25 protein-coding genes are annotated in these 25,083 nt (G+C 69.0%); 9 read left to right on the top strand and 16 right to left on the bottom strand.

What is annotated here, in order from left to right; all coding sequences use genetic code 11:
* Window position 1: 1 nt before the first annotated feature.
* Entirely contained in the window at window positions 2-1,126 is a 1,125-nt protein-coding gene (locus OQ968_RS11055; RefSeq protein ID WP_324677621.1) for an FAD-dependent oxidoreductase, read from the bottom strand.
* Between the two features lie 237 nt (window positions 1,127-1,363).
* On the opposite strand from OQ968_RS11055, the gene OQ968_RS11050 reads away from it, so the two are divergent.
* Entirely contained in the window at window positions 1,364-2,203 is an 840-nt protein-coding gene (locus OQ968_RS11050; RefSeq protein WP_324677998.1) for a hypothetical protein, read from the top strand.
* Between the two features lie 33 nt (window positions 2,204-2,236).
* Here OQ968_RS11050 and OQ968_RS11045 read toward each other — a convergent pair whose 3' ends face one another.
* Window positions 2,237-3,439, bottom strand: a complete 1,203-nt coding sequence (locus OQ968_RS11045; RefSeq protein WP_324677619.1) for a glycoside hydrolase family 3 N-terminal domain-containing protein — start codon at window positions 3,437-3,439, stop codon at window positions 2,237-2,239.
* Between the two features lie 246 nt (window positions 3,440-3,685).
* Here OQ968_RS11045 and OQ968_RS11040 point away from each other — a divergent pair, with 246 nt between their 5' ends.
* Window positions 3,686-4,234, top strand: coding sequence for a DUF2510 domain-containing protein (locus tag OQ968_RS11040; protein ID WP_324677617.1), 549 nt, complete (start codon window positions 3,686-3,688; stop codon window positions 4,232-4,234).
* Window positions 4,235-4,315: 81 nt separating this feature from the next.
* Window positions 4,316-4,993 (top strand): PadR family transcriptional regulator, encoded by a 678-nt coding sequence (locus OQ968_RS11035; protein ID WP_324677615.1) that lies wholly within the window; start codon window positions 4,316-4,318, stop codon window positions 4,991-4,993.
* Here the strand turns inward: OQ968_RS11035 and OQ968_RS11030 are convergent.
* Window positions 4,990-6,702: a 3-ketosteroid-delta-1-dehydrogenase gene (locus OQ968_RS11030; protein WP_324677613.1), complete on the bottom strand. Its 1,713-nt coding sequence runs from the start codon at window positions 6,700-6,702 to the stop codon at window positions 4,990-4,992. The two genes, OQ968_RS11035 and OQ968_RS11030, sit on opposite strands and share 4 nt — an antisense overlap.
* A gap of 100 nt (window positions 6,703-6,802) precedes the next feature.
* On the opposite strand from OQ968_RS11030, the gene OQ968_RS11025 reads away from it, so the two are divergent.
* A complete protein-coding gene (locus OQ968_RS11025) occupies window positions 6,803-7,939 on the top strand; it encodes a Rieske 2Fe-2S domain-containing protein (protein ID WP_324677611.1) in 1,137 nt (378 codons plus the stop codon).
* Window positions 7,936-8,289 carry a ferredoxin gene (locus OQ968_RS11020; RefSeq protein WP_324677609.1) on the top strand — a complete coding sequence of 118 codons (354 nt, stop codon included), beginning with the start codon at window positions 7,936-7,938 and terminating at the stop codon, window positions 8,287-8,289. Before OQ968_RS11025 ends, OQ968_RS11020 begins: the two co-directional genes overlap by 4 nt.
* Here OQ968_RS11020 and OQ968_RS11015 read toward each other — a convergent pair.
* Genes OQ968_RS11015 through OQ968_RS11005 form a run of 3 tightly spaced genes read right to left on the bottom strand, consistent with a single transcriptional unit; the run spans window position 8,267 to window position 10,851 of the window.
* On the bottom strand, window positions 8,267-9,343 hold the full coding sequence (locus OQ968_RS11015; RefSeq protein WP_324677608.1) for a hypothetical protein: 1,077 nt from the start codon (window positions 9,341-9,343) through the stop codon (window positions 8,267-8,269). The genes OQ968_RS11020 and OQ968_RS11015 overlap by 23 nt on opposite strands.
* A gap of 35 nt (window positions 9,344-9,378) precedes the next feature.
* Window positions 9,379-10,323 carry an alpha/beta hydrolase gene (locus OQ968_RS11010; protein ID WP_324677606.1) on the bottom strand — a complete coding sequence of 315 codons (945 nt, stop codon included), beginning with the start codon at window positions 10,321-10,323 and terminating at the stop codon, window positions 9,379-9,381.
* 57 nt (window positions 10,324-10,380) lie between these two features.
* Window positions 10,381-10,851, bottom strand: coding sequence for a nuclear transport factor 2 family protein (locus OQ968_RS11005; protein ID WP_324677604.1), 471 nt, complete (start codon window positions 10,849-10,851; stop codon window positions 10,381-10,383).
* A 135-nt stretch (window positions 10,852-10,986) separates the two neighbouring features.
* Between OQ968_RS11005 and OQ968_RS11000 the strand changes: the two genes are divergently transcribed.
* Window positions 10,987-12,888: an NAD(P)/FAD-dependent oxidoreductase gene (locus tag OQ968_RS11000; RefSeq protein ID WP_324677602.1), complete on the top strand. Its 1,902-nt coding sequence runs from the start codon at window positions 10,987-10,989 to the stop codon at window positions 12,886-12,888.
* Complete coding sequence (locus OQ968_RS10995; protein ID WP_324677600.1) at window positions 12,885-13,772, top strand: SDR family NAD(P)-dependent oxidoreductase; 888 nt, start codon at window positions 12,885-12,887, stop codon at window positions 13,770-13,772. The genes OQ968_RS11000 and OQ968_RS10995 overlap by 4 nt, the downstream gene beginning before the upstream one ends.
* Here the strand turns inward: OQ968_RS10995 and OQ968_RS10990 are convergent, their stop codons facing one another.
* The 7 genes from OQ968_RS10990 to OQ968_RS10960 form a co-directional block, all read right to left on the bottom strand.
* Window positions 13,773-14,399 carry a Dabb family protein gene (locus tag OQ968_RS10990; RefSeq protein ID WP_324677598.1) on the bottom strand — a complete coding sequence of 209 codons (627 nt, stop codon included), beginning with the start codon at window positions 14,397-14,399 and terminating at the stop codon, window positions 13,773-13,775.
* Window positions 14,392-14,736, bottom strand: coding sequence for a hypothetical protein (locus OQ968_RS10985; RefSeq protein ID WP_324677595.1), 345 nt, complete (start codon window positions 14,734-14,736; stop codon window positions 14,392-14,394). Before OQ968_RS10985 ends, OQ968_RS10990 begins: the two co-directional genes overlap by 8 nt.
* Window positions 14,737-14,747: 11 nt before the next feature.
* The gene (locus OQ968_RS10980; RefSeq protein ID WP_324677594.1) at window positions 14,748-15,578 is read right to left on the bottom strand and encodes an IclR family transcriptional regulator; all 831 of its coding nucleotides are present in this window, start codon (window positions 15,576-15,578) and stop codon (window positions 14,748-14,750) included.
* Window positions 15,579-15,719: 141 nt separating this feature from the next.
* Complete coding sequence (locus tag OQ968_RS10975) at window positions 15,720-17,186, bottom strand: FAD-dependent oxidoreductase (protein WP_324677592.1); 1,467 nt, start codon at window positions 17,184-17,186, stop codon at window positions 15,720-15,722.
* 7 nt (window positions 17,187-17,193) lie between these two features.
* Entirely contained in the window at window positions 17,194-18,102 is a 909-nt protein-coding gene (gene bphC, locus OQ968_RS10970) for a biphenyl-2,3-diol 1,2-dioxygenase (protein ID WP_324677590.1), read from the bottom strand.
* 8 nt (window positions 18,103-18,110) lie between these two features.
* Window positions 18,111-19,295, bottom strand: a complete 1,185-nt coding sequence (locus OQ968_RS10965; RefSeq protein WP_324677588.1) for an acyl-CoA dehydrogenase family protein — start codon at window positions 19,293-19,295, stop codon at window positions 18,111-18,113.
* A 92-nt stretch (window positions 19,296-19,387) separates the two neighbouring features.
* Window positions 19,388-19,666, bottom strand: a complete 279-nt coding sequence (locus tag OQ968_RS10960) for a 2Fe-2S iron-sulfur cluster binding domain-containing protein (RefSeq protein WP_324677586.1) — start codon at window positions 19,664-19,666, stop codon at window positions 19,388-19,390.
* A 159-nt stretch (window positions 19,667-19,825) separates the two neighbouring features.
* On the opposite strand from OQ968_RS10960, the gene OQ968_RS10955 reads away from it, so the two are divergent.
* Window positions 19,826-20,311 carry a nuclear transport factor 2 family protein gene (locus tag OQ968_RS10955; RefSeq protein ID WP_324677584.1) on the top strand — a complete coding sequence of 162 codons (486 nt, stop codon included), beginning with the start codon at window positions 19,826-19,828 and terminating at the stop codon, window positions 20,309-20,311.
* On the opposite strand, the gene OQ968_RS10950 is transcribed toward OQ968_RS10955, so the two are convergent.
* Both OQ968_RS10950 and OQ968_RS10945 read right to left on the bottom strand, forming a co-directional pair.
* Window positions 20,308-21,186, bottom strand: coding sequence for an alpha/beta fold hydrolase (locus tag OQ968_RS10950; RefSeq protein ID WP_420715886.1), 879 nt, complete (start codon window positions 21,184-21,186; stop codon window positions 20,308-20,310). The genes OQ968_RS10955 and OQ968_RS10950 overlap by 4 nt on opposite strands.
* A gap of 137 nt (window positions 21,187-21,323) precedes the next feature.
* Window positions 21,324-21,779: a nuclear transport factor 2 family protein gene (locus OQ968_RS10945; RefSeq protein WP_324677580.1), complete on the bottom strand. Its 456-nt coding sequence runs from the start codon at window positions 21,777-21,779 to the stop codon at window positions 21,324-21,326.
* Window positions 21,780-21,848: 69 nt separating this feature from the next.
* On the opposite strand from OQ968_RS10945, the gene OQ968_RS10940 reads away from it, so the two are divergent.
* A complete protein-coding gene (locus OQ968_RS10940) occupies window positions 21,849-24,095 on the top strand; it encodes a molybdopterin-dependent oxidoreductase (RefSeq protein ID WP_324677578.1) in 2,247 nt (748 codons plus the stop codon).
* 99 nt (window positions 24,096-24,194) lie between these two features.
* Here the strand turns inward: OQ968_RS10940 and OQ968_RS10935 are convergent, their stop codons facing one another.
* Window positions 24,195-25,040, bottom strand: a complete 846-nt coding sequence (locus OQ968_RS10935; protein WP_324677996.1) for an SDR family oxidoreductase — start codon at window positions 25,038-25,040, stop codon at window positions 24,195-24,197.
* Window positions 25,041-25,083 lie beyond the last annotated feature (43 nt).

Genomic DNA, 25,083 nt, shown 5'->3' with positions numbered 1-25,083 from the left:
CTCAGCGCAGGGGGTTGTTTTCGCGCACTCCGCGATACATGCCCCAGCGCACGATCCACGGCATCACCACCCGCTCGACAGACCAGGACGGGAAGCGGAACGCGTGGCCGGTGGGGAAGAACACCTCCAGGCCGTTGGGCTGGATGCCCAGCAGCGAGCCCCACCGCCGCCCGGGCGTGCGGAAGGTGCGCAACTTTCGGCCGGCGAACTCGGCGCGAATGTTGTGGGCCACCAGCGCATCCCCACGATTGCGGGCGGAGCTGCGGAGGGGGTCGGTGGCCGCGACGTCGCCGACCGCGAAGACGCCCGGATGGCCCGGCACCCGCAGCTCGGGCGTCACTCGCATGAACCCGTTTTCGTCCAGCAGTTCCGGCGGCAGCCAGTCCGTGTTGGGTTGGACCCGGCCTATCGCCCACAGCACCGCGTCGGCGCGAGCCGGGGGCTGTCCGGTGCTCCAGCTGACCGGTACGTCGGTGATCTCGTCGCCCGCAAAGCCGTTCGACAGCACGGCGCGGTGCCCCGGGTGAAGGCCGACGCCGAGGCCGGTCAGCCTGTCGCGGATGCGCGCCCAGATGGCGGGGTGGTACGCGCCCAGCGCGCGCTCGCCGGGAAAGTAGAGGTCGATCCGCTTGTCCGGCCACGTCGTTGCCATGTTGGCGGCGCTGCTCACCGCGGCGGCGCCGCCGCCCACGATGATCACTGAGCCGGCGGCCGCCAATCGGTCGTGTGCGGCGCGCAGGCCCGCGCCGATCTCGGCGGCCGACTGCAGCGTCGGCTGCCGCCAGAAGCCGTTGGCCACCCCGGTCGAGATGACCAGCGCGTCGTACCCCTCGGTGACCGCCGTGCCGTCGTCGCGCCGCCCGTGCACCACCCGGGCCGCCAGGTCCAGGCCCGTCAGCGTCGCGTGCACGGTCCGCACCCGGTCCAGGCGGCGGAATCGGTCGAACGGGATCCAGTAGTCGCGGGCCCAGTCGTGTGGGCGGGCGAGGCGCACACCGAGCTCCTGGCCGCTCACCAGCGCGGGTTTGACCGAGATTCCGACGACGTCGGCGTGGCCGGCGAGGCGGATCGCCGTCAGCAGGCCCACGTCTCCCAGTCCCGCCACGACGACGCGCTTGCGGGTCACGCCCTCACCCCGCGCGCCACATCGTGCCCAGTTCGCTTGCACTGCTGGACTTTCCGGCGTCTGGATACGCATGCGACGGCGGAGCCGATGCGGCCCTCCTTATGCGCGATGCCGGTTGCCCGGATGCCCGGCCACGGTGGGCAAACCGTAACACGCCCGGATCAGTAGCATTAGCCAGCCGGTCACGATGGCTTCACGACGGCTGCGGTGGAGGACGTGTTGGAGGTTCACACGACGATGCCCGCACGGGTGCGTGCCGTCCTGCGCGCCGCGGCGCGCGCGTCGGCTCCCCGGCCCGCCGCCGCGCAGCGGGCCGCGAGGGACTTCGAAAAGGCTCTGTGGCCCGCGGTCGGTGCGGAGGTCCGCTGGGCGTTCACCCCGCCGCGAACCTGGCTCATGGGCGTGGTGGCCAACATGTTCCTGGCCGCGGCGTGGTTGCTCGTGCAGCCGCTGACCGTCGGCCACCACCATCACCACCGCGACTGGGTCATCCTGGTCGGAACCTACTTCTCCTCGTGGGTCCTCGCGGATGTCACCACCACCAACATGCTGGGCGCCGACCACTATCGCGTTCGTGCGGCGTTGGGCTGCGGCGTGCCGGTCGGGCGGATCCTGCTGATCAAGAACCTGGCGCTGCTGATGATCGTCGGGTTGCCCACCCTGGCGGCGGCGATGTTGTTGACGCTGTGGCTGGAAACGCCTGGGCGGCTGGCGATCACGGTGCCGACCGTCGCGGTTCCCATCGTGTCCTGGCTGGGCGTGGGAAACGCCATGTCGGTGTTGCACCCGGTGGGCGTCGAGCCCCTGCTCCGCCGGTGGCGGCAGCGCGGTGATCGTCGCCGCACCGGCAACTGGCTGGTGGGCCTGGCGCTGCCGTACGCGCTGTACTACGTCGCCGACCCGATGGGCGGCGTGGAGCACCGCGTGTTGTGGAACCAGGTACCCAGATTGATCTGGCCGGTGTTCGGGCGCGACACGAAGAGCCTGGTGCACCTGGCCATCGCGCTGGGCGTCTGGCTGGCCGGCAGCGTGGCCGCCGTGCTGTGGGTGCGCAAGCGCGGCCTTCAAATCCATTGAGAACCGGGCTGTTTCGTTGCCAGGCGTGACATGTCAACGCCCGCAGGGCGAATCGAAGGCCTTGGCCGCCGCCATCCGCCGCACCGAGGCTTCTACGGCGGGCATGCTCAGCTCGCCGGAGGCCAGCGCCGACACCAACCGGTCGAGCACCGCCGGAACGGCGGTGGTGCTCACCCACAGCGCGGTGTCGGCGCCGGCCTGCAGGGCCTTGAGCACCGCGTCGGAAATTCCGTAGCGATCGGTGATCGCTCGCATGCTCGACAGGTCGTCGGTGAACACCGGGCCCTCGAATCGCGGTGCGCCGTAGTCTTTTCCGTTGCGCAACAACGTGACCGCGGCCTTGCTGAGGCTTGCGGGATCGTCACCGGTCAGGTCGGGAACCTGCATGTGGCCGATCATCACCCCCACCGGCGCCTGGTCCACCAGCGTCCGGTAGGGGACCAGGTCGACGCCTTGCATCTCGGCCAGCGGCGGGGTGACCACACCGGTGGCGTGCGAGTCGCCGGAGGCGTGGCCGTGCCCGGGAAAGTGCTTGAGCACCGGCAGGATTCCGGCGTCGCGCAGGCCGCGCGCGTAGGCGCCGGCGTACTGCGTCACCACCGCGGGCTTGTCGCTGAAAGACCGGTCACCGATCACGGTGTCGTCGGGTGCGTCGGTGACGTCGACGACGGGCGCGAAGTCGATGGTGATGCCGAGCCGGCGCATCTTGCGTCCGCGATCCAGCGCCAGCCGGTAGACCTGCTCTGGCGACTCGTTCTGCGCCAGGAAGCGAGCCGACGGGGCCGTCCCGAGCAGCGCCGGTGCGGACAACCGCTCGACCCGCCCGCCCTCCTCGTCGACGCTGACCCCGAGGTGCAACGGACCTGCCGAGGAAGCGATCTCGGCGAGTGACCCGTCGCTCAGCATCGACATGTTGGTCCAGCTGGCGACGAAGATTCCCCCGACGTGCTGGCCGGATACGACCGCTCGCGCGTCGGCCGCGTCGGTCACGCCGACCATCAGCAGTTGCGCGAGTTTGTCGCGGGGCGACATCGACGCCAGCAACGACGAGATGTCGCAACCCGGCGGCGCGGGGGAGGACACGCCCTTACCGGGCGGTGGCGACGAAGCGGCGTGCTGGGTGCGGCCCAGCCGAAGACCCACGGCGATGCCGCCGGCGACCACGGCCACGGCGAGGATGCTGATCGCGACGATCGCGGCGCGCGGCCAAGATCGGAGTCCCCGCTTATCTGTCATCGGGATCGACCATCGGTGGTGCCCGCCTGCATTCAAGCCTCCCATGCGTCGAAAACCGGGTGGGTGGATTTGTCGAAATGCTTGAACCGTCTGGGATTTCGAAAACGGCCCACCGAAAGCGGTAGCGGCCGAAGCGATCCTTGCCGATCGCTTCGGCAAAGACAATAATTACCCGCACCTAACCCCGAGGTTGGATTCTCCATTCTCGCCGCGTCGGGTGCAGTTCATCGAAGGGAGGATCCGATCGTGACGACACCTGCGGGCTGGTATGACGATCCCGAGGACTCGACCGTACAGCGCTACTGGGATGGCCGAGAGTGGACGCCGCACCGTCAGCAAAAGGGGGTCTCGCAACCCGCGCCGCAACCGGCCGGACCCCCGGCCATGCCGCCGCCCCCGCTCGGGCCCCCGGGCCAACAGGCGCAGTGGCTCCCGCCGGGCCAACCCCCCGGCGGGGTGGCGCCGCGACGATCACGGACCGCGCTTCTGGTTGTCGCCGTCCTGGCCGTGGTCGGCGTGCTGGCGGTGGTGGGGGTGTTGGTGTTTGTGCTCCTGTTGAACGACAAAACCATCGTGCCCGACAAGGCCGCGAAAATGCTGACCAATGCGGTGTCGACGCAGAACGGCTTCACCCCGACCGACGCGAAATGTCCCTCCGGGGTCAAGGCCAAGGTCGGCACGACGTTCGACTGTCACTTCACCGGCCCCGACGGGTCGACCGTGACCTCGCACATGAAGGTGACGAAGGTCGAGGGCGACGATGTCGAACTCGACATGAGGTGGGGCCAGGATTAGTGGGTGAACCCGCGTACTAGCGTGTCCCGGCCAGCGGTCAGCCTCACGCAATCCGCCGCCCCGGGTTGTTAACCTGGCGAAATGGACGAGCCCAGGGACAAACCGGCTAAGGCGGCGCTCGCGGCCACCAGCTGGGCGCTGCTGGGCATGATGTCCTACGAGGAAGAAGTCTCCGGCTACGACCTGAAAAAGTGGATCGACTGGAGCGTCGACCTCTATTACTGGAGCCCGTCGTACAGCCAGATCTACACCGAGCTGAAGAAGCTCGAGGGGCTGGGCCTGGTGACATCGCGCGTCGAGCGCGACGAGGGCACCCGCAGCCGCCGGCTGTACAAGATCACGCCCGCCGGGATGCACGCCGTCACGGAGTGGACCAACGACGCGCCGGTGGACCCGCCGGTGCTCAAGCACAGCGTGCTGTTGCGGGTGACGTTCGGCCATCTCAGCAACCCGGCCCGGCTCAAGGAATTGCTGCAGGAGCATGTGGCGTACGCGGAAGCCCGGCACCGCAAGGCCGTTGAGGACGCCGAGGGGGCGGAGGCCGAACCCGCGTGGGCCTATTCGGTGATCGCGTTGCGTTGGGCGGCGAAGTACTACGCCGCGGAGCGGGAGTTCGCCCTGGAGCTGATGAAGGACATCGACGAGGCCGACGCCATCATGAAGCGGGCCGAAAAGGGCGGTTTCGGGCAACCGCGCCCGCGGCCCGGCTACTGGCGCGAAGTCGAGAAGCAGGTCGAGGCGAAGCGGCACGCCGACTAACGGGCGCCGGCCGCGTCGCGCGCCGCGACGTACCCGTACACCAGCCCCTGCGCGATCGTCGCGCCCGCGCCCGGATACGTCGTGCCGAACGCGTTGGCGGCCGTGTTGCCGATCGCGTACAGGCCGGCGATGACGCTGCCGTCCTCGCGCAGCACCCGCGCCCGCTCGTCAGACCTCAGGCCGCCGCAGGTCCCCAGATCGGACAACACCATCTTCACCGCGTAGAACGGGCCCTTGGTCAGCGGGCGCAGGTTGGGATTCGGCTTGATCGTCGGGTCGCCGTAATAGCGGTCGTAGGCGCTGCGGCCCCGGCCGAAGTCGGGATCCTCACCGGCGGCGGCGTTTTCGTTGAAGCGGGTCATCGTGGCGACGAACTCCGGCACCGGAACACCGATCCGCCCGCCCAACCCGGCGAGGCTGTCGGCCCGTGCCGCGATGCCCGCGTCGTACCACGACTGCGGGAGACGCATCCGCGGAAAGAGCACGGCGCCAAAGACATAACTGTTGCGGTACTGCTGATCGAAGACGATCCACATCGCCTCGACCCGGCTTCCGGACCGCTCCAGCTCGAGCAACCGCTGACCGAACGACATGTAATCCGACGACTCGTTGGCGAACCGGTGCCCGTTCTGGTCCACAACCAGGCAGCCCGGAAGTGACCGCTCGGCCAGCATCACCGCGGGCGCCCCACCGGGCAGCGGCGCGACGGCCGGAAACCACCACGCCTGATCCATCAGATCGATGCCGGCGCCGATTTCCTGCCCGGCGCGGATACCGTCGCCGGTATCGGTGTGCGCGCCCAGGCTCAGGTTGGCGCCCAACGACTCCGACTGGAATTTCCACCGCATCTCCATGCTGTGGTCGAAGCCGCCGGTGGCCAGCACCACGCCGCGCCGGGCGGTGATCGTCACCTCGCGCCCGTCGTGGCCGACCACGGCGCCGGTCACGCGGTGGCCGTCGGCCGGATCATTCAAGAGACGCAGCAGCGTTGTGCCGGTCCACACCGGGATTCCGGCGCGCAGCACACCGGCGAACAGCCCGGCCAGCAGGCCCTGGCCGCCCGCGGCGTAGCGCCGGCCGAGCAGCCGGCCGCCGACGCCCTGCGCCAGGCGCTTGGCGAAAGTCGGAATGCCCTTGCGCGGCACCCGGGCCACCAGGTTCATCCAGCGGTAGTCGGCACCCGTCGTCGGTATCGGGACGTTCGACTCCATCAGCCCGGGCTGCAGCCGCGTGCGGTATTCGCCGAGGACCGAGGTGTCGAAAGGGAGGCACTCGCAGGTGCGGCCCGCCGCGCTGCCGCCGGGCTCCTCGGGGTGGTAATCGGAATAGTCGCGGGCCCAAAACAGCCGCAGCGGCGTCGTTCGGCGCAGCATCTCGACCGTCGCGGACACATGCTCCAAAAACCCGGTCGAACGCTGCCGCGGCGCCGACCCCGCGACCACCGCGTCCAGGTAGGCGCCGGCTTGCTCCGTCGTGTCGTCGGCGCCGGCCTCCCGCAGCACCGGGCTGGCCGGCAGCCACAGCGCGCCGCCGGACCGGGCGGTCGAACCGCCGACGTAGCGGGACTTCTCCACGATCAGCACCGACAGCCCGAGCTCGTGGGCGGCCAGCGCCGCGGCCATGCCGGTGCCCGAGCCGACGACCAGCAGGTCGACGGTCGTGTCGGCAACCCGAAGCCCGGCGGGGATGGTCGCGCTGTGGGTGCTCACTCCGAAAACGGTATGTCGCGGCGGCGCCACGCGGGAAGAGCCGTCCTGATGAGTGGAACAGGGCACCCGATGGGCCGCGCCGGGCGGCTAGAACGGGCGTATGACGTCGCAGACTCGCGCCGACGAAGTTCGGCTCATCGAAGCGCAGGCCGCGCCGACGCGGTTCGCCCGCGGCTGGCACTGCCTGGGCCTGATCAGAGATTTCGGTGACGGCAAGCCGCACGCGATCAACGCGTTCGGGCAAAAGCTCGTCGTCTTCCGCAGCGGCGACGGCAACATCAACGTGCTCGACGGCTATTGCCGGCACATGGGCGGCGACCTCTCCCAGGGTGAGGTCAAGGGCAACGAGATCGCGTGCCCGTTCCACGACTGGCGCTGGGGCGGCGACGGCCGCTGCAAGCAGGTGCCCTACAGCAGGCGCGCACCCAAACTGGCCCGCACGCAAGCCTGGACCACGCTGCAACAGGACGGCATGCTGTTCGTCTGGAACGATCCCGAGCGCAACCCGCCACCGGCGGAGGTCACCATCCCACGTATCGAGGGCGCCGGCAGCGACGAGTGGACCGACTGGCACTGGTACACCACGGCGGTGAACAGCAACTGCCGCGAGATCATCGACAACGTCGTGGACATGGCGCACTTCTTCTACATCCATGGCTCGCTGCCAAACTATTTCAAGAACATCTTCGAAGGCCACGTGGCGACGCAGTACATGAACGGGGGGAGCCGACCCGATCTCGGCGGCACCGCGGGTTCGCAGTTGCTGGGCACGACGTCGGTGGCGTCCTATTACGGCCCGTCGTTCATGATCGACGACCTGACCTACCACTACGAGCACGGCGACGCCAAGACGATCCTGATCAACTGCCACTACCCGATCGACTCGAATTCGTTTGTGCTGCAGTACGGCATCATGGTGAAGAAATCAGACGCGCTGCCCGACGATGAGGCCATGAAGACCGCGATCACGCTCGGCGACTTCGTCAAGCTCGGTTTCGAGCAGGATGTGGAGATCTGGCGGCACAAGGCGCGCATCGACAACCCGTTGCTGGTCGAGGAGGATGGGCCCGTCTACCAGCTGCGTCGCTGGTACCAGCAGTTCTATGTCGACGCCGCCGACGTGCAACCGGATATGGTGGACCGCTTCGAGTTCGAGCTCGACACGACGCGGCCGTGCGAGGCGTGGATGAAAGAGGTCGAGGCCAACATGGCGGCACAGCCGAATCCGGTGCGATGACGTCGAATTCAGCGGTCCGGCGAGACAATCGCCTCGACGAGATGCCGATGATGCCCGTCGCGTGCCGTGACTGCGGGGCGCGGGTGCTGGCGCGCAAAAGCAGCTGGAACCAGACCAGCGTGCAATGGAACGCCGACGCTACGGCCCGGTGCGCCGAGCGCGCCGCGGCGCAGCGGCTATCGGCGCCGGGTGGCCGGGGCGTGTTCCTGGCGTGCTCGGCGCTGACCGAGTCGATCCTGGACGCGGTGCGGCGGGGCGAGTTGGCCGTCGTCGATGAAATGAACGGAATGGACGAAATAGACGAAATAGACGAAATACGCCGTTCGCTCAGGCCGGCTGGAAGGCGCTGATCGGCGCCTCCTCCGGGTAGCCGGCCGGCCCGCCCAGGTCGTACGCGGAGTTGAGCGCACCGATGAATGCGGGGTCGTGCAGTGGTTCGCTGGGCACGTCGAGCTTGATACCGCGGGCATGGACGTCGTCGACCATCATGTCGATGGCCCGTTCGATGGTCAGGTCGTCGGTGCCGTCCATGTTCTTCTTGAGCTCGTCGAAATCGGAGAACACCTCGGCCGACCAGTGCACCAGGAAGCGCAGCTCGTCGGTGTGGTGGCGGGCAATCGGCATGTCGCCGTTCTTCAGCAGCCAATGATCGCGGTCCTCGGGATCACCGGTGAACACGGTGTCGAAGGCCAAGCCGGCTGGAATCTGTTGGTCCAGTGGCCCGTTCGCCTCGCCGCGGTGCATCATCATCTCGTTCTGCACCACCACCCCGCGGTTGTAGACCGGCGGCAGCACGCGCTTGGGCGCCCGCAGCGGGCCGTCGGGCCAATAGGTGAATCCGCTGCCGGCGTCCAGCGAAAACCAGGTGATGACTTGGGCCATCTTGATCAGATAGTCCCGGAACAGCCCGGACTTACCCATCACGCTGGTGAGCCAGGTCGGCGCGTTCTCGTGTCGCACGCCGCGGAAGCTGGGCGAATCCAGGTGCCCCGGATCGCGGTTTGCGCACGGCCCGTTGATGTTGAACAGCATCAACTGCGGCTTGGCGTACTCGGCGTTCCAGTAGCTCTTGGCCATCGCCAGGAACTCCGCGTTGTAGAAGCAGTCGTGCAGTTGGGGGTAGAGCACCGCGCCGTAGTTCGCGAGATAGCCGCGGAATGTCGGTGTGAGAAACAAATCCAGCGACGGCGTGAACCCTTCGGGGAAGGCCCCGCTCATCGTCGCGATCAATTCGTCGGCCGACGCGAAGTGTTGCGCGATGATCAGCTTCCACGGCCCCTGCGTGCGCACGACGTCGAGCAGGCGGTCGCGTTGATCATCGGTGTACACGTTGTCGATCTCCCGCGGCGGCGCGGCCGGCCGCAAGACGTCGGAAAGCTCCATCCGGCGCTGATCGGTGAGCATGTGTTGTCTCCTCTGCGGGGTGTGGCGTGGACGTGTCAAAACGGCAGCGGGTGGGCGAACTTCGCCCGCAACAGGGCGCCGATCTCGGCGATGGCCAGCCGACCGCGTGCGGTCGCGTCGGAGCGCATCAGAAAGCCGTGGTACATACCGGGATAACGGGTGATGGTGGTCTGCACGCCCGCGTCGCGCAGCCGGGCCGCGTACCGCTCACCCCAGTCGCGGATCGGGTCGCAGCCCGCCGTGACGACGATCGCCTGCGGCAGGCCGGACAGGTCGCGGGCGTACGCCGGGACGAGGTATGGGTCGCGGGGAAGTGCCCCGGCGCCATCGCACAGGGCGTGCAGGTAGTCAATGTCGTCGCGGGTGAGCATCGGGGCGTCGGCGAGCGCGGTGATCGATGCGGCGGCCATGTCGCGATCCAGGCCGGGATACAGCAAGACCTGCGCGCGGATCGGCGGCCCGGCGCGGTCGCGGGCCGCCAGCGCGACCGCGGCCGCCAGCGAACCGCCCGCGCTGTCGCCGGCCACCGCGAGCCGGTCGGCGTCGACCCCGATCTCGTCGGCGTTCCGCGATAGCCACTCGGTCGCGGTGTAAGCGTCGTCGAACTGCGCGGGCGGCGGCGACTCCGGGGCCAGCCGGTAGTCGATGGCCGCGACGGTCGCCCCGGAGGCCGACGCCAGCGCGCGGGCCAGCGGTTCGAACGAGTGGTTGGAGCCCATCACCAACCCACCGCCGTGCAGGTACACGACCGCGGGTGGCCTGGATTCGCCTGTGGGGCGGTAGATTCGGGCCGGAATCGGCCCACCCGTCCCGGGGACGGCGACCTCGGTGATGTCGGACATCTGGTGCATGACATCGGGAAGCGGTGCCGACTCGAGCGCGGCGCGCACCGCGGACAGGCCCCGTCGGCGCATCGGCGGTACGTCGCCGAACGATGCGACCCGCGCGGCGGCGTCGGGATCGAGTGCGGGGGTTGTCATGTCGGCTGCGGTTATGACGGCGTCGCCGCCGGAAAACGTTTCGCGGACGCTCACGGGCTACGAACCGGCGGCGGTGAGCTCGGACAGCAGGACCGAGTTCCGGGTGTCCAGCACCACCTCCATCCCCGTGAACACAAGTCCGTTGGCCTCGCGCCGGACGGCGACGTGGACGACGCCGCTGGACACCGCGAACGGCACAAAGTTCGCGATCTGGTTGACGAATATGTAGAAACGCCCGTGGGTGACCTCGCCGTCGCTGCCGGTCCGATGCACGTTGGTGGCGTGGTGACGCAACGGGTATGGGCTGTGCTCGCGATGATCGGACAGCCACTCCAGCACCGCGTCGCGGCCGTGCAGTTCGGGCGACATCAGTTCTTCGAAGGGACTGGCGCCCGAATCGCTCCTGGTCACGTAGTGCACATCCGCGGCGAAGCGCGCCGCGAGCTCGTCGTAGTGCGCCTCGTCGTAGTGGTACCAAAAGGCCGCAATGAACTCCTGCAGTTCGGACAACGTGATCTCGCTGCTCATGACCTGGGAGTCAACTCCGATGCGGCCCGAAAAATACCGGCGATGCCCGTTCAGTGGAACACCGTGTGCCCGATCGTGTCCCGCTGAGTAGACACCGCCGCGCACCCGGCGCCGAAACGCCTCGATACTCGTGCCATGAGCGCTGGCGCCCCGGTGGATCCCGGTGAACTCCGGGCCAACCTGCGCCGCGCGGACCCCGGCGTCCTTGTCGCGGTGTTGGCGCAACTGACCGGGGATCACGGGGTCGTCGACCGTTTCGCGCCGAAGATCACCCACGTGCCCGACCCGCCGGAGCGGGCGGGTGTCACCGATCCCGAGACCGCGGCAGCGCTCGTCGAGGCCGTGGCCGTCGCGGCGCGATCGCCGCGCCCGGCGGCCGCCCTGCCCGCCGATGACCCGGGGCTGTTCGCACGAATCGCGCCGGTGGCGCTCGGGGGAGTCGTCGGCGCGGAGTACCTCCCGTTGCTGTTGGAGCAGGGCGGATTCCAGCCGCCACAGCCGGTGCTGCCGCGCACCGCCAGGCTCCCCGACGGCTTCCGGGTCGCGATCATCGGTGCGGGCATCGGCGGGCTGACCGCCGCGCTGGCGTGCGCGGACGCCGGCATCGAATACCAGATCTTCGACCGCAACGACGAGGTCGGCGGCACCTGGTACACCACCACGTATCCGGGCATCGGCGTGGACACCCCGTCGGCGTATTACTCGTTGTCGCGCGACATCAACGGTGATTGGTCCAGTTATTACCCGATGGGCGCGGAGTACCAGTCCTACCTGGTGAGCGTGGCCGACAAGAACGATATCCGTCGGCGCACCAGGTTCGGCACCGAGGTCGATGCCCTGTGGTGGGACGACGAACGCAAGCGGTGGGAGATCCACGCGGTCGGACCCGACGGCACCCGCGACGTCGGCCACGCCAACGTGGTGATCCCCGCCGCCGGCTACCTCAACCGGCCGCGCTGGCCGGAGCTGGCCGGGCGGGGGACGTTCTCGGGGGTCGAGATCCATTCGGCGCAATGGGATCCCGAGCTGGAGCTGACCGGCAAACGCGTCGCCATCATCGGGGCGGGCTGCACCGCGGTTCAGATCGTCGACGCGTGCGTCGACCAAGTCGCACACCTGACGGTGTTTCAGCGTCAGCCACACTGGGTGGCGCCCCGGCGGCGCCCCTCGGACGACGTTCCGGATCACCAGCGATGGCTGGGAACCCATCTCCCGTACTACGCCAATTGGCTTCGGCTCAAGTCGTTTTGGGGGACCGCCGACAACAACTATCCGGTGATCCTGCGCGACGCCCAATGGGCGGGCGAGCACCTATCCATCTCGCCCGCCAACGACGTGCTGCTGCAACTGTGCCTGGACTACATCGACCGGGCCTTCGGCGCGGACAGCGAGCTCGCCCGCAAGGTCACCCCGGACTTCGCGCCGTACGGCAAGCGGATCATCCGCGACCCGGGCGGATACTACGCGGCGCTGGCGCGCGACCACGTGGACGTCGAGGCCGCCGAGCCCGCCCGAATCAACGAGGCGGGCATGGTGACAGCCGATGGCCGCCAGCTCGATCTCGACGTCATCATCTACGCGACCGGCTACCACCTGGACTTCCTGTCCACCATCGACATTCGGGGCCGCGACGGCAGGAAGCTGGCCGACGAATGGGGCGACAGCCCGCGCGCCTACCGCGGCGGAACGGTGCCCGGGTTTCCGAACCTGTTCATCTCCTCGGCGCCCAACTACAGCCCGGGGCACGGCGCGGGGCACAACTTCGGTGTCGAGGTGATGGTGCACTACGTCATGGAATGCCTGCAGTTGATGGCGCTGCGAAAGGCATCCGCCATCGAGGTCACGCCACGCGCCTACGACGACTACGTGGCCGACATCGACCGGACCATGGCCGGCACCGTCTGGTGTCACACCCCGACCGCGCACACGTACTACCGTTCGCGCGGCGGGCGGATCGTGATCGCGTTCCCGTATCGGTTGGTCGACGTGTGGCGCAGCCATCGCGCTCCCATCGAAGAGGACTTCACGCTGCGGTGACCGAATTGCTCGCGGGCAGAACGGCTCTGGTCACCGGCAGCAGCCGGGGGATCGGCCGCGCGATCGCCCGGCGACTGGCCGCCGAGGGCGCCACGGTGGCGGTCACCGCCCGGTCGCCCACACCGTCCCCGTCGGCGCGCGCCGGCGCAACCTCAACCCTGCCGGGCACCATTGGCGAGACGATCGATCTCATCGAGGCGGCGGGCGGGGCGGCGTTCGGCGTGACGGCCGACCTGGAGGATCCCGAGCAGCGCGACGGCCTGCTCGGCCGGGTGCTCGACCGCGCCGGCCGCATCGACATCCTGGTCAACAACGCGGGCTTCGCCGACTACTCGCTGGTCGAGGACATGAGCCTGGAGACGTTCGATCGCACGGTGGAGCATTATCTGCGAACGCCTTTCGTCCTGACGAAGGCCGCGGTGCCGCACATGCGCAGGCAAGGGGCGGGCTGGATCGTCAACATCGGCTCGGTGACCGGGCTGGCGCCGGTGCGGCCGTACCGGGCATACAACAAGACCTCGGGCGACGTGATCTACGCGTCGATGAAGGCCGCGCTGCACCGGTTCACCCAGGGTGTGGCCGCCGAGCTGCTCGACGCCAACATCGCGGTGAATTGCGTCGGCCCCTCGACGGCGGTTCGCACACCCGGTGCGGCACAGCTGATCCCGGACTCCTTTCCCACCGAGCCGGTGGAGTACCTGGCCGAGACGGTGCTGGCGATGTGTCACCTGCCCGCCGCCGAGCGCACCGGCCTGGTCGCGTTCAGCCTGCACTATCCGTGGTCGCAGCGGTTGCCGGTGCACAGCCTGGACGGGACGCGGTTGTTGCCACCGCTGAAACCGCCGGCGACGGCCAACCCACACATCGCGCCCGCGGGGGTCTAGTCAGCTCAGCACCCGCTCGGCCATCGGGCAAAAGCTGTGGCAGACGCGGTCGCGGACGATCACGTCGGTGGTCTCGGGGTCGAACCAGCGGTCCACCACCGCCCAATGGATCGGATGCATGAGGTAGGAACCCATCAGCCCGTCGACGTCAGCGAACTCCTGCTCGAACACGTGGGTCCAGTCCGAGGTGCCGAGACTGTCCTGCACCCGGCTCAGTTGCCACGCCCGGATCGCCGGGATGTAGCGCGGCATCAACGACAGCTCGTGCTCGAAGCGGGCGACGGCGGCCGCGGCGGTGTCGGGCAGCACCCGGAGTAACAGCGCCCGGTAAACCGTGCCCGGCGCATCGGCGCGGCGTTCGGGTTCACCGGAATAGCCGGCACCATTGACTCGACTCACCCCGGGCCGGGCCATCAGCGCGGCGAATTTCTCTGCCACACAGAGCCAGTGGTCCTCCGAGGTGAATCGTAGGTGCACCAGGATGTCGCCGCCGTTGCGCGCCCCGGGCAGCGTTGGCTGCACGAGCCGGCGCATAGCCCCGGCTTCGGCAGCCGCAGTGCGTAATTCGGCGAGTAGTACGTCACGATCGGCGGGGGCCACATCGAGCAATCTGATCACGCTATACATCGCAGAGGCCGTCCACATCATCCGCGGCGGCGGCGAACGATCGGGACCGCTCCTGCACCAATTCGCCTATTTGCGACCACCATTCGCCCAGGGCCGGATCCGGCCTGCCTTTCCACGTCATCTCCCACCACGCCCGAACGTCGGGCAGAGTCCAGGTGATCGTGACGGTGTTGTGGTCATCGAACCAGATCGGCGGGCTGACGAGGACGTCGCGCAGGGTCATTCCCCGATCGCGCGCGCCCGGGGCGTACTCGGCGAGGTAGGTGTCGACGAAACGCCGCGCGCAGCCCGGCCGGGTCACCACGCGGTCGATGACGAACACTTGGCCGCCGGCCATGAGCGCGAGACTCAGGCGTACTGCAGGGCGGGCTGCGACGCGGGACGCGCAAGCCGCAACGGCCGCGGCGGCTGCAGGGTCGGCGCGACCCGCCGCGGGCCGTCTTCGACGTTGCGCCAGATGGCCATCGCGGTCATGCGCACCGGGGCGGCCAGGCGCTGATCGAACATCATGCGATTCATCGGGCCGCACACCGACACCGCCGCTATGACTCCCTGAGCCTCGCCCGGGCTGCCGATGGGGGCCGCGACGCAACCGAATCCGGGCAGCGACTCCTCGCGCTCGAACGCGACGCCGTGGGCGCGCACCCTGGCCAATTCGACGGCGAGCTGCGCGCTGCTGGAGATCGAGTACTTCGTCTTGCGAACCTGCAGATCAAGCTCGGCGTCTTCGTCGCGGTAGGCCAGGATCGCCTTGCCGAGGGCCGTACAGTGCGCGGGCTGGCGGGCCCCAACCCGGGTGGGGATCCGCTGGTTGCCGATCTTGTCCAGGTAGACGACGTCGGGTCCGTCGAGGACCGCGAGGTGCACGACAAGCCCCGTGGCGCGGTGCAATTCGCCCAGCAGTGGGCCGGCCGCCCGCACCAGGCGATCCTGGTGCACGGCCAGCGAACCCAGCTCCACCAGGCGCATGCCGAGCTCGTAGTCGCGGCCGCTGCGTCGCAGCCAGCGCAGCTGCACCAGGCGCTCGAGCATCCGATGCGCCGACGAGCGCGGCAGGCCGGTGCGCCGCACGATCTGGGCGAGCGTCAGCCGGCCCGGCCCGTCGAACGCGTCGAGGACCAGGGAGATGCGGTCGATGACGGCCGTGGGGGTGGCTGGTTCGACGGTGTCAACGGTCATCGGCCCTCCAAGGCTGCGGGGTATCCCGGTGTGGTGTATCTGGCTGCTATATTCCTATTAGGAATATAGCAGCTTGGCGAGCAGACGCAATAGCCCCCGACACGCCGAGTCTCCGGGGGCCTTTGCGTCTTCTCGCGGGAATCAGTCCTTTGCGGCCGACCGGCCCGCGCGGCGGCCGTAGAAGCTGCCGTCACCGAGCGAGATGCCGCTGGCGTAGCCCCAGGCGGCCAGCCCCGCGGTCGAACGGCCTGCGGCGAAGAGCCCGGGAATCGGCTCACCGCTGACGTGCAGCACCTCGGCGTCCAGCGAGGTGCGCAGGCCACCCAGGGTGAAGCCGCCGGTGCTCTCCCGCAGGTCGATGGCGCCGACGGGCGAGCCGATCGGCCTCAACCACTCAGGTTTCTTGCGCAGCAGCGGGTCGTCGCCGCGGGCGGCGCCCTCGTTGAAGGCGGCCACGGTCGCCTGCAGCGAACCCGGCGCCAGGCCCATGTCGCGCTCCAGGTCCGCCACGGTGTCGGCCACCCAGGTCGCCGGCCGCAGCATGAACTTGGGCGACCACGAGGCCATCGCCTCCTGCTGCGCATCGTCGTCGATGATCAGGTAGGCGGTGTTGTCCTGCTGGTAGAGGGTGAGCTGGCCGATGCGGCCCGGGTAGGTGTCCTCGGCGACGTAGCGCTGGCCGCGCCCGTTGACCAGGATGCCGCGCACCAGCTGCTGCGGGTCGATGAAGATCGCGACCTCGGTGGCGTCCATGTGCGCCAGGTCGGCGCCCAGCGCTTGGGCCATCCGGATCGCCTGCCCGTCGTGCTGCTCGATCGACGCGGCCGGCCGTCCGGCGATGCGCGGGGCGTACTGCGCCACCATCGCGTCGTTGTAGGCGAAGCTGCCCGTCGCGAGCACCACGCCCGAGCGCGCCCGAATCGAAAGCTCGCTGCCGTACCGGCGGGCGCGCAGGCCGACCACCCTGCCGTCGGGCTCGACGATCAGCGACTGCACCCGCACGTCGTAGAGCGCCCGCGCGCCGGCCGCGGTGGCCGTCTCGACGAGCGGCTTCATCAGCATGTAGCCGGCGCTGGCCTCGCCCTGCTTCTTGTTCGACATCTGCGGGACGTGCCCGCGTGGAGCCGGGGTGGCAATGGTGTTGAACGGGTACGCGTTTTCGCCGCCGCTGTACATCAGGCCCTGGTCGCCCATCGGCTCCCAGCCGGGCTCGGAGAAGAACTCCGCCTTGAACGGCACGCCGCACCCGACGAGCCAGTCGTAGTGGGCGACGCTGCCGGCGCAGTAATCGGCGATCCGGTCCTCGTCGGCGCCGGGCCCCATCGCGACGTTGAGGAACGCCGCCATGTTATCGACGGAATCGCGGAAGCCGCAGGCCTTTTGCAGCGCGGTGCCGCCGCCGAGGTAGATGAAGCCGCCCGCCATCGCCGCCGCGCCGCCCCACGAGCCGGTACGCTCCACAACCAGCACCTCGGCCCCGGAGCGGGCCGCCTCGACCGCCGCGGCGGCGCCGGCGACCCCGTAGCCGGCGATGACGACGTCGGCCTCGTCGTCCCACGAGGCGATCGACGCGGCGGGCACCGGCCGGACGTCGGCGTCGGGCTTCATAACCGCATCACAGCCGCATCGCGGCGGGCATCTCGCCGACCCACTGGTGACCCCAGTAGCTGTCGGCGGTGATTTCCTCTGCGGTGTAATTGGTTTCGTCGACGCGCATGCCGTCGGTGCCGAATTCGATGTCCCAGTCGCCGGGGGCGCGGACGTAGAACGAGATCATCTTGTCGTTGGTGTGCCGCCCGAGGGTGGACGACAGCTGGAAGCCCTCGGCGTTGACCCGGTCCAGGGCCTGGCCGACCGCGTCGAGGGTGTCGACCTCGACCATGATGTGGACCAGGCGCGGGTCGCGCTGATGCGCGGCGGGGACGATCGCCATGCTGTGGTGTCGTTCGTTGATGCCCAGGAAGCGAACCCGCACCGGGCCGAACTCCTTCGGCAGCGGCACCCGGAACGCTCCCCGGGAGCGGAAACCCAGCACCTCGGTGTAGAAGTCGAACAACCCGTTGGGATCCATCGCGGGAACGACGACGTGGCCCAGCCCCTGATCGCCGGTGACGAATCTCGCGCCGAACGGGGTGACCACCGGGCTGTGGTCTAGCACCGCGCCGTGAAAAACCTCCAGCGTGGTGCCGGCGGGGTCCTCGAAGGTGATCACCTCTTCCACCCGGCGCGCCTCGGCCTCGTCGGTGGACAGCTGCTTGAACGCGACCCCGGCGCCGTCGAGGGTCGCCTTGACCCGCTGCAGGGCGGGGTGGTCGCGGACCTCCCAGCCGACGGTGAGCACCCGGTCGGCCTCGCCGGGCACCACGATCAGCCGGGCCGCGCGCTCGTCCATCCGCAGGTACAGCGCCGACGGATCTGGCCCCTTACCCTCCGCGAAGCCGAGGACGCCGAAGGCGAACCGCCGCCAGCGATCGATGTCGCTCGTCGAAATGGTGATGTAGCCAAGGCTTTTCAGGTCGCTCACCGTAACTCCTAAATCAGCGCCCGCAGCGGACCCTCCGGGGGTTCGATGCCCAGCGAACTCAGCGCCGACGCGTGGTAGGTGGTGCCGGGAACGTGGATCGCATGCAGGTGCCCGACGTGCACGTCGCGCCAGTACCGCTGCAGCGGCTTGTCCATCCGCGCGGCGTTGCCGCCCGAGCGGGCGAAGATCTCGTCCACCGCCGACACCGCGCGCCACACCGCGCGAATCTGCGTGCGACGACCGGCCGCGCGATCGGCGAACGACACCTCCTTGCCCGCTGCGACCATGTCGTAGATGCGGTCGACGTTGGCCAGCAGCTCCTGGCGCGCGGCGTTGATGTCGGCCGCCGCCTCGCCGATGGCGTACATGACGTAGGGGTCGTCCTTGATCGCGGTTCCGGTGGCCCCGACGCGCTCTCGCTGGTAGTCCAGGTGCGCGGCGAGCGCCCCCTCGGCGATGCCGATCGTCGCCGCGGAGATGCCCAGCGGGAACATCGTCGACCACGGCATCAGGTAGAGCGGCTCGGTCATGCCGGCCTCGCGCTGGGTGGTGCCGTCCATCACCTTCGTCGCGTCCATGGTCCGGTAGGTCGGGACGAACGCGTCCTTGACGATGACGTCCTTGGAGCCGGTTCCGCGCAGCCCCACCACATTCCACGAGTCCTCGACGATCTCGTAGTCCTTGCGCGGCAGGATCATGTGCAGCATCTGGGGCGGCATCAACGGGATGCCCTTGTCGTCGCCCAGCATCGCGCCCAGGATGATCCAGTCACAATGGTCGGTGCCCGAGCTGAATTGCCAGCGGCCGTTGAAGATGTAGCCGCCGTCGACGGGCCTTGCCACGCCCTGCGGCGCGTACGGGGAGGCCATCCAGGTGTCGGCGTCGTCGGCCCAGACCTCGGCGGGCACCTTGGGGTCGGCATAGGCCAACTGGTAGGGGTGCACGCCGACGACGCCGACGATCCAGCCGGCGGCCGGGTCCAGCGCCGCGGTGGCCATCGCCGTCTCGGCCCACTCGCGGGGGTGCACCTCGAATCCCTGGTAGGCCTTCGGCTGCAGCAGCCGGATCAGGCCGGCGCCCTTCATCAGCTTGACGGTGTCGTCGGTGAGCCGGCCGATCCTTTCGGCCTCGGCCGCCTGGTCGCGCAACTGGTCGGCCATCGCCATCACCCGGTCGAGTACCCGCTCGCTCATATCGTTCGTCCTAACGTGTGGGGGCTTGGTAATGGTCTACCGCAGTCGGCGCCCGGCCTGAAGGCAATCCCGGTGAGCGGACGCAAATGCGGTCAAAACGTAATGTGGAGATCGGCGCTGGCCGGCCGGGCCTGGCACGCGAGAATCAGGCCGTCCCGCAGGTCGTCGGCGCCCAGGATGTCGCACGCCGCCATGTCGACCTCGCCTGCGACGACGGTCGCCACGCACGAACCGCAGCGGCCCTCCCGGCAGGAATGCGGTGCGTCGATCCCCGCGTCCAGCAACGCGTCGACCAGTGTCTGACCGCGCGGCCAGCGCAGACGATGCCGCCGGCCGTCCAGCTCGACGTCGGCGTGGGCGATTTCTGGCATGAGCCGATGGTCCGCGATCGGCACGGCCGGGCGAGCGCGCCCGCCCGGTGGCCGGGACGACTCGCCCGAAGTGTCCGTTGACCGGGACGTCCGTGACGGCGCAGTCTGGCCAACGAGCTTGCGTCGCAGAATATTCGGAATATTCGGAGGAGGACCGCGGTGACCGACATCGACGATCTGGTGGCCCGGTTGCGCCGCCTCGAGGACGACCGCGACATCAGGCAGCTGATCGCGTCGTACGGCCCCGCGGTCGACGCCGGCGACCCGGATGCCGCCGCGCGCCTGTGGTCGAGGGACGGCGTCTATGACGTCGACGGGTGGCGCATGCAGGGCCGCGCGGACATTCGCGCCATGGTGAATTCGACGGCCCACCAGGATTTGGTGGCCAAGGGCTGCTGTCACTTCCTCGGGCCGTGCGTCGTGACGGTCACCGGCGACGAGGCGGTGGCGGTGTGCGAATCCCTGGTGTTGGTCCGCGACGGCCCCGGCGACGCGGGCTATCGGGTGTGGCGGGCAACCGCGCACCACTTCGCGCTGCGACGGATCGACGGCCGGTGGCAGATCACCACCCGCACCAGCCGGATTCTCGACGGCAATCCCGACGCGCGCGCCTTGCTGACGAAGGGCCTCGCGGGCGCCGTCTAGCGGGACAAAAAGCCCAGCACCGTGCTCTCGAACGCCTCCCTGGCCTCGATCATGGCCCAGTGCCCCGAGTTGGGGAAGATGTGCAGTTCCGCGTTGGGGATGGTGCGCATCGGGATGAGCGCCATGTCGGGCGGGCTCACCCTGTCGTCCCGGCCCCACGTCAGCAGCGTGGGCGCGGTCAGCTTGTGCATGACGGCCCACGGCATCGGCCGGTCCGAGGCCGCCATCGCGGCGTTCATCGCGGCGAATGCCGCCTTGCCGTACATGCGGCGCGCGGCGTCCAGCGTCGCGGGATCGGTGGCCAGCTGCCAGCGCTCCTCGACCAGTTCGTCGGTGACCAACGCCTGGTCGTACACCATCGATTTCAGCCAGTCGACGAGCCGCTGCCGGGTCGGGTCCTCGACGAACTCCTGCAGCAGCCGGATGCCCTCGCTGGGGCTGGGGCTGAAGATGTTCGTCCCGATGCCGCCGATGGTCACCAGCCGGCCGATCCGGTCCGGATTCTGGATGGCGAAGTTGATGCCGACGGCGCCGCCCATCGAGTTCCCGACGATGTGCACCTTGTCGACGCCGAGCGCGTCCAGGAACGGCGACACGGTGCCGAACGCCGTCACCATCGGGTGGCCGCCGAAGTCGTCGCTGACGCCGAAGCCGGGGAATTCCAGGATCAGGCAGCGAAAGCGCTCGGCGAAGCTGGGCAGCACCCCGCGAAAGTTGCGCCAGCCGGTGACACCGGGGCCCGAGCCATGCAGGAACAGCAGCACCGGTGCGGAATCGGGGCCGCAGTCGTAGTAGCGCAGAGTGCCCTTCGGGGTGCTGATTTCACGCAGGTCGCTCTCGACGATCTGTTTCGCGGTGTTGGCCACGGATGTCACCCTGCCATGCCGCCGCGGCGGACGGGAGCGGTGTACCGCTGACCGGCACGGCGGTCTACAGTCTGTGCGCATGCGCTTGCTGGTCACCGGCGTCGACCACGCCTGGCGCGCCGGTCCCGACGGCTGCCGGCTCAACATCATGACGATCGGGGTCGCGCCGGCCGGGCCATGACGGAGTCGGGGGCCGCCCAGTCGGTCGACACCTTGCGATGCTTGATCAGCCAGGCGTCGCCGTCGGGCACCAAAATGTCGCGATAGCGCCCGAAATGGTCGAGCCCGACATGGGTGACCACGGTGAAGTAGGACGAGACGTGGGCCTCGCGCGGGGTCAGGCCGGTGAACAGCACGTTGGCGACGTTGTGCCGCACCACCGGCTTGACGTCGGCGTTGCCGGCGACGTTTCCGGTGACGCCGCCGAGGAACTCCGCGATCTCGGAGCGGCCGCGCAGCGGTTCGGCCCCGCGGATCTCGAGAACACCGTCCGCGCAGAATGTTTCGGCGAGCCCGTCGACCCGGCCGGCGTCGCCCGACCAGTTGTAGCGCGCGAGCGTGTCGCGGATCCGTTCACGGGCGACCAGTTCCCACATCTCCATCGTCGAGAGCTTACGGATGCCTCCATTCTGCCACTTCCGCTACGGGCGGTAGCGGAATACAGTGGGTGGGTGACGACCGGCAACGGCAGCGGGCATCTGCGTACCTGTCCATTGTGTGAAGCCATGTGCGGCTTGGAGATTCACGTCGAGGGCAGCCCCAAAGACGGAAGGGTCACCAGCATCCGCGGCAATCCTGACGACGTCTGGAGCCACGGACACATCTGCCCCAAGGGCGTGACGCTCGGCGCGCTGCACGACGACCCGGACCGCATCCGCCAACCGATGATCAAGGTCGACGGCCGCTGGCGGGAGGTGAGCTGGGACGCCGCGTTTCGCCGCTGCACCGAGCTGCTGACGCCCGTCATCCGGAAGTACGGGATCGGTGCGGTCACCGCCTACACCGGTAACCCGCTGGCGCATTCGTTCTCGCTGGCCCGGTATGCGGGTGTGCTGATGGGCATGTCGGGAATGCCGGTCACCTATTCGCCGGGGACCGTCGACCAGTGGCCGAAAAACCTGTCGTCGCACCTGATGTACGGGCTGTGGTGGAACTTCCCGGTGCCCGACATCGAACGCACCGACCTGATGGTGATCATGGGCGCCAACCCCGCCGCATCGCAGGGCTCGCTGCTGGCAGCACCCGACGTGATGGGCCTGATCGACGCGATCCGCAAGCGCGGCAACGTGATCGTGATCGACCCGGTGCGCACCCGCACCGCCGCCCGCGCCGACGAGTGGCTTCCGATCGTCCCGGGCACCGACGCGGCGCTGCTGATGGCCGTGGCGCACACGCTCTTTGACGAGGACCTGATCGATCCCGGGCCGCACGTCGACGGGGTCGAAACCATGCGACGGGTCGCGGCGGACTGGCCGCCGGAGCGGGTCAGTGCAGCCACCGGCATCCACGCGGATCGGATCCGCCAGCTGGCCCGCGAGCTTGCCGGGACGGAAAGATCCGTCATCTATGGCCGAATTGGCCTGTGCAACCAGGAGTTTGGCAGCCTCGCCAGCTGGCTGGTTGACGTGATCAACATCCTGATCGGCCACTTCGACACGCCCGGCGGGGCGATGTTCCCCCGGCCGGCGGCCTGGTCGATCACCTCGCAGCCGCTGCCCGGGCTGGAGGGCGGCGCCGCCGAATTCGGCCGCTGGCACACGCGGGTTCGCGGCGCCAAGGAGGTGCTCGGACAGGCCCCGGTGTCGTGCATGGCCGAAGAGATCGCCACACCGGGCGACGGGCAACTCAAGGCGCTGATCACGGTCGCGGGCAACCCGGTGCTGTCCACGCCGGGCGGGGACAGGCTCGACGAGGTGCTGCCGATGCTGGAGGCGATGATCTCGATCGACCTGTGGCTCAACGAGACAACGCGGCACGCCGACGTGATACTGCCCGGGCTGTCCCCGCTGGAGCAGCCGCACCACGACGACCTCGTGTTGCTGTTCGCGATCCGCAGCATCGCGAACTATTCCGCCCCGGTGTTCGACCCGGGCGATCGCCCCCACGAGTGGGAGATCCTGATCCGGCTGACCGGCCTGTGCACCGGCACACCCGCCGAAGACGTCGACGTGGCGGCGATCGACGACGGCTTCTTCGACTACCTGGCCTTCACCCGCGGCCTCGACGGCGCGGAGCTCCGCAAGCTCTACGATCACGGCGGCCCGGAGCGGATCCTCGACCTCACGCTGCGCACCGGCCCCTTCGGGGACCGCTACGGCCAGAACCCGGGCGGGCTCACGTTGGACATGCTCAAGGCCAACCCGAACGGGATCGACTTCGGGCCGATGGTGCCCCAGCTGCCCGACATCCTGGCCACCCCCGACAAGAAGATCCGGCTCGCCCCGCAATACCTGCTCGACGACCTGCCGCGGCTGGCCGCGCGCCTGCAGCGGCCCGCCGAGCCGCTGGTCCTGGTGAGCCGGCGGCACCTGCGGTCGAACAACACCTGGATGCACAACGTGCCCGCGCTGATGAAGGGCAAGGACCGGTGCACGCTGCTGATCCACCCCGACGACGCCGCCCGCTTCGGCGTCGCCGACGACGACGTCGTCACAGTGAAGTCGGAGGCCGGCGAGATCAGGGTGCCCGTCGAGATAACCGACGCGATCAAACCCGGCGTGGTGTCGATGCCGCACGGCTGGGGGCACGGCAAGCCGGGCACCCGCATGTCGGTGGCCAACGGGTCGCCCGGAGCCAACACCAACGTGCTGTCCCCGCCGACGTTCGTCGACGAGCCGTCCGGCAATGGCGCTCTCAACGGCATCCCGGTGACGCTGATCGGCGACCACGCGCGATTTCGCGCCGGGCAAACCGCCTGAGCCTTGCGCGACACTGAAACCACGCACACGACGCGCCGAAAAGGGTGTGCGACGTTTAAGTTTCGGCGCGTCGAGCGAGTCGTCGTCACGCCCGAGTCATCACGGCGCGATGGGCCGATTCGTCCATTCCCGGTCGGCGCGGCGCGACGAGCGGAACCATCCGCCCGCCGCACCGGTGCCGCCGTCGGTGGGGATGGTGTGGCCGGTGACGAACCCGGACAGGTCGGAGGCGAGGAAGAGGATCACTCTGGCCTGGTCGTCGGGCAGGCCCATCCGACCGACCGGAACCCACTGCGGCCACTGCGCCTGCTCCTCGGCGGAGAGCCACTGCGAATAGGGCACCTGCAGCGATTCGGTGACGTCGGGGCCGACGCCGTTGACCCGCACACCCTCGCGGCCCACCTGGACCGCGAGGCTGCGGGTGAAGTGGATGACGGCCGCCTTGAAGGCGGCATACACCGGATCCTCCGGATAGCCGCGCAAACCCTCGACGGACGACACGTTGACGATCGCGCCCGCGCGCCGGTCGATCATCGCCGGCAGGAACGCGTGGGTGACGAGGAAGACGTGGTGCAGGTTGATCCGGTAGAGCTCGTCCCATAGCTGCGGGTCGGTGTCGACGAAGTTGCCCGGGTGACGCAGCCAGTGCCCGACGTTGTTCACCAGCACGTCCACCCTGCCGTAGCGGTCCAGGACGGTTCGCGCCAAGCCGGCAACCTCATCGGCGTCGCGGACGTCGGCGACGACGGTTAGGGCCGACCCGCCGGACGCGCTGATCTCGTCGGTGGTCTGCTGCGCAAGATCGGCGTCGATGTCGACGATGACGACGTGGGCGCCGTGCCGCGCGAACAGCCGCGCTGTCGCGGCGCCGATGCCGCCGCCGCCACCGGTGACCACCGTGACCCGGTCGGCCAGCAGTCGGCCATCGATTGGCTCCATGTCCATATCTTGGGCCATACCTTGGGCCACCTTGGGCCGCGGTCGGAAT

Source organism: Mycobacterium sp. 663a-19 (assembly GCF_035616495.1).
Classification (GTDB): domain Bacteria; phylum Actinomycetota; class Actinomycetes; order Mycobacteriales; family Mycobacteriaceae; genus Mycobacterium.
Note: the sequence above shows the minus strand (reverse complement) of the source record. Positions and strands in the feature narration are given on the sequence as shown.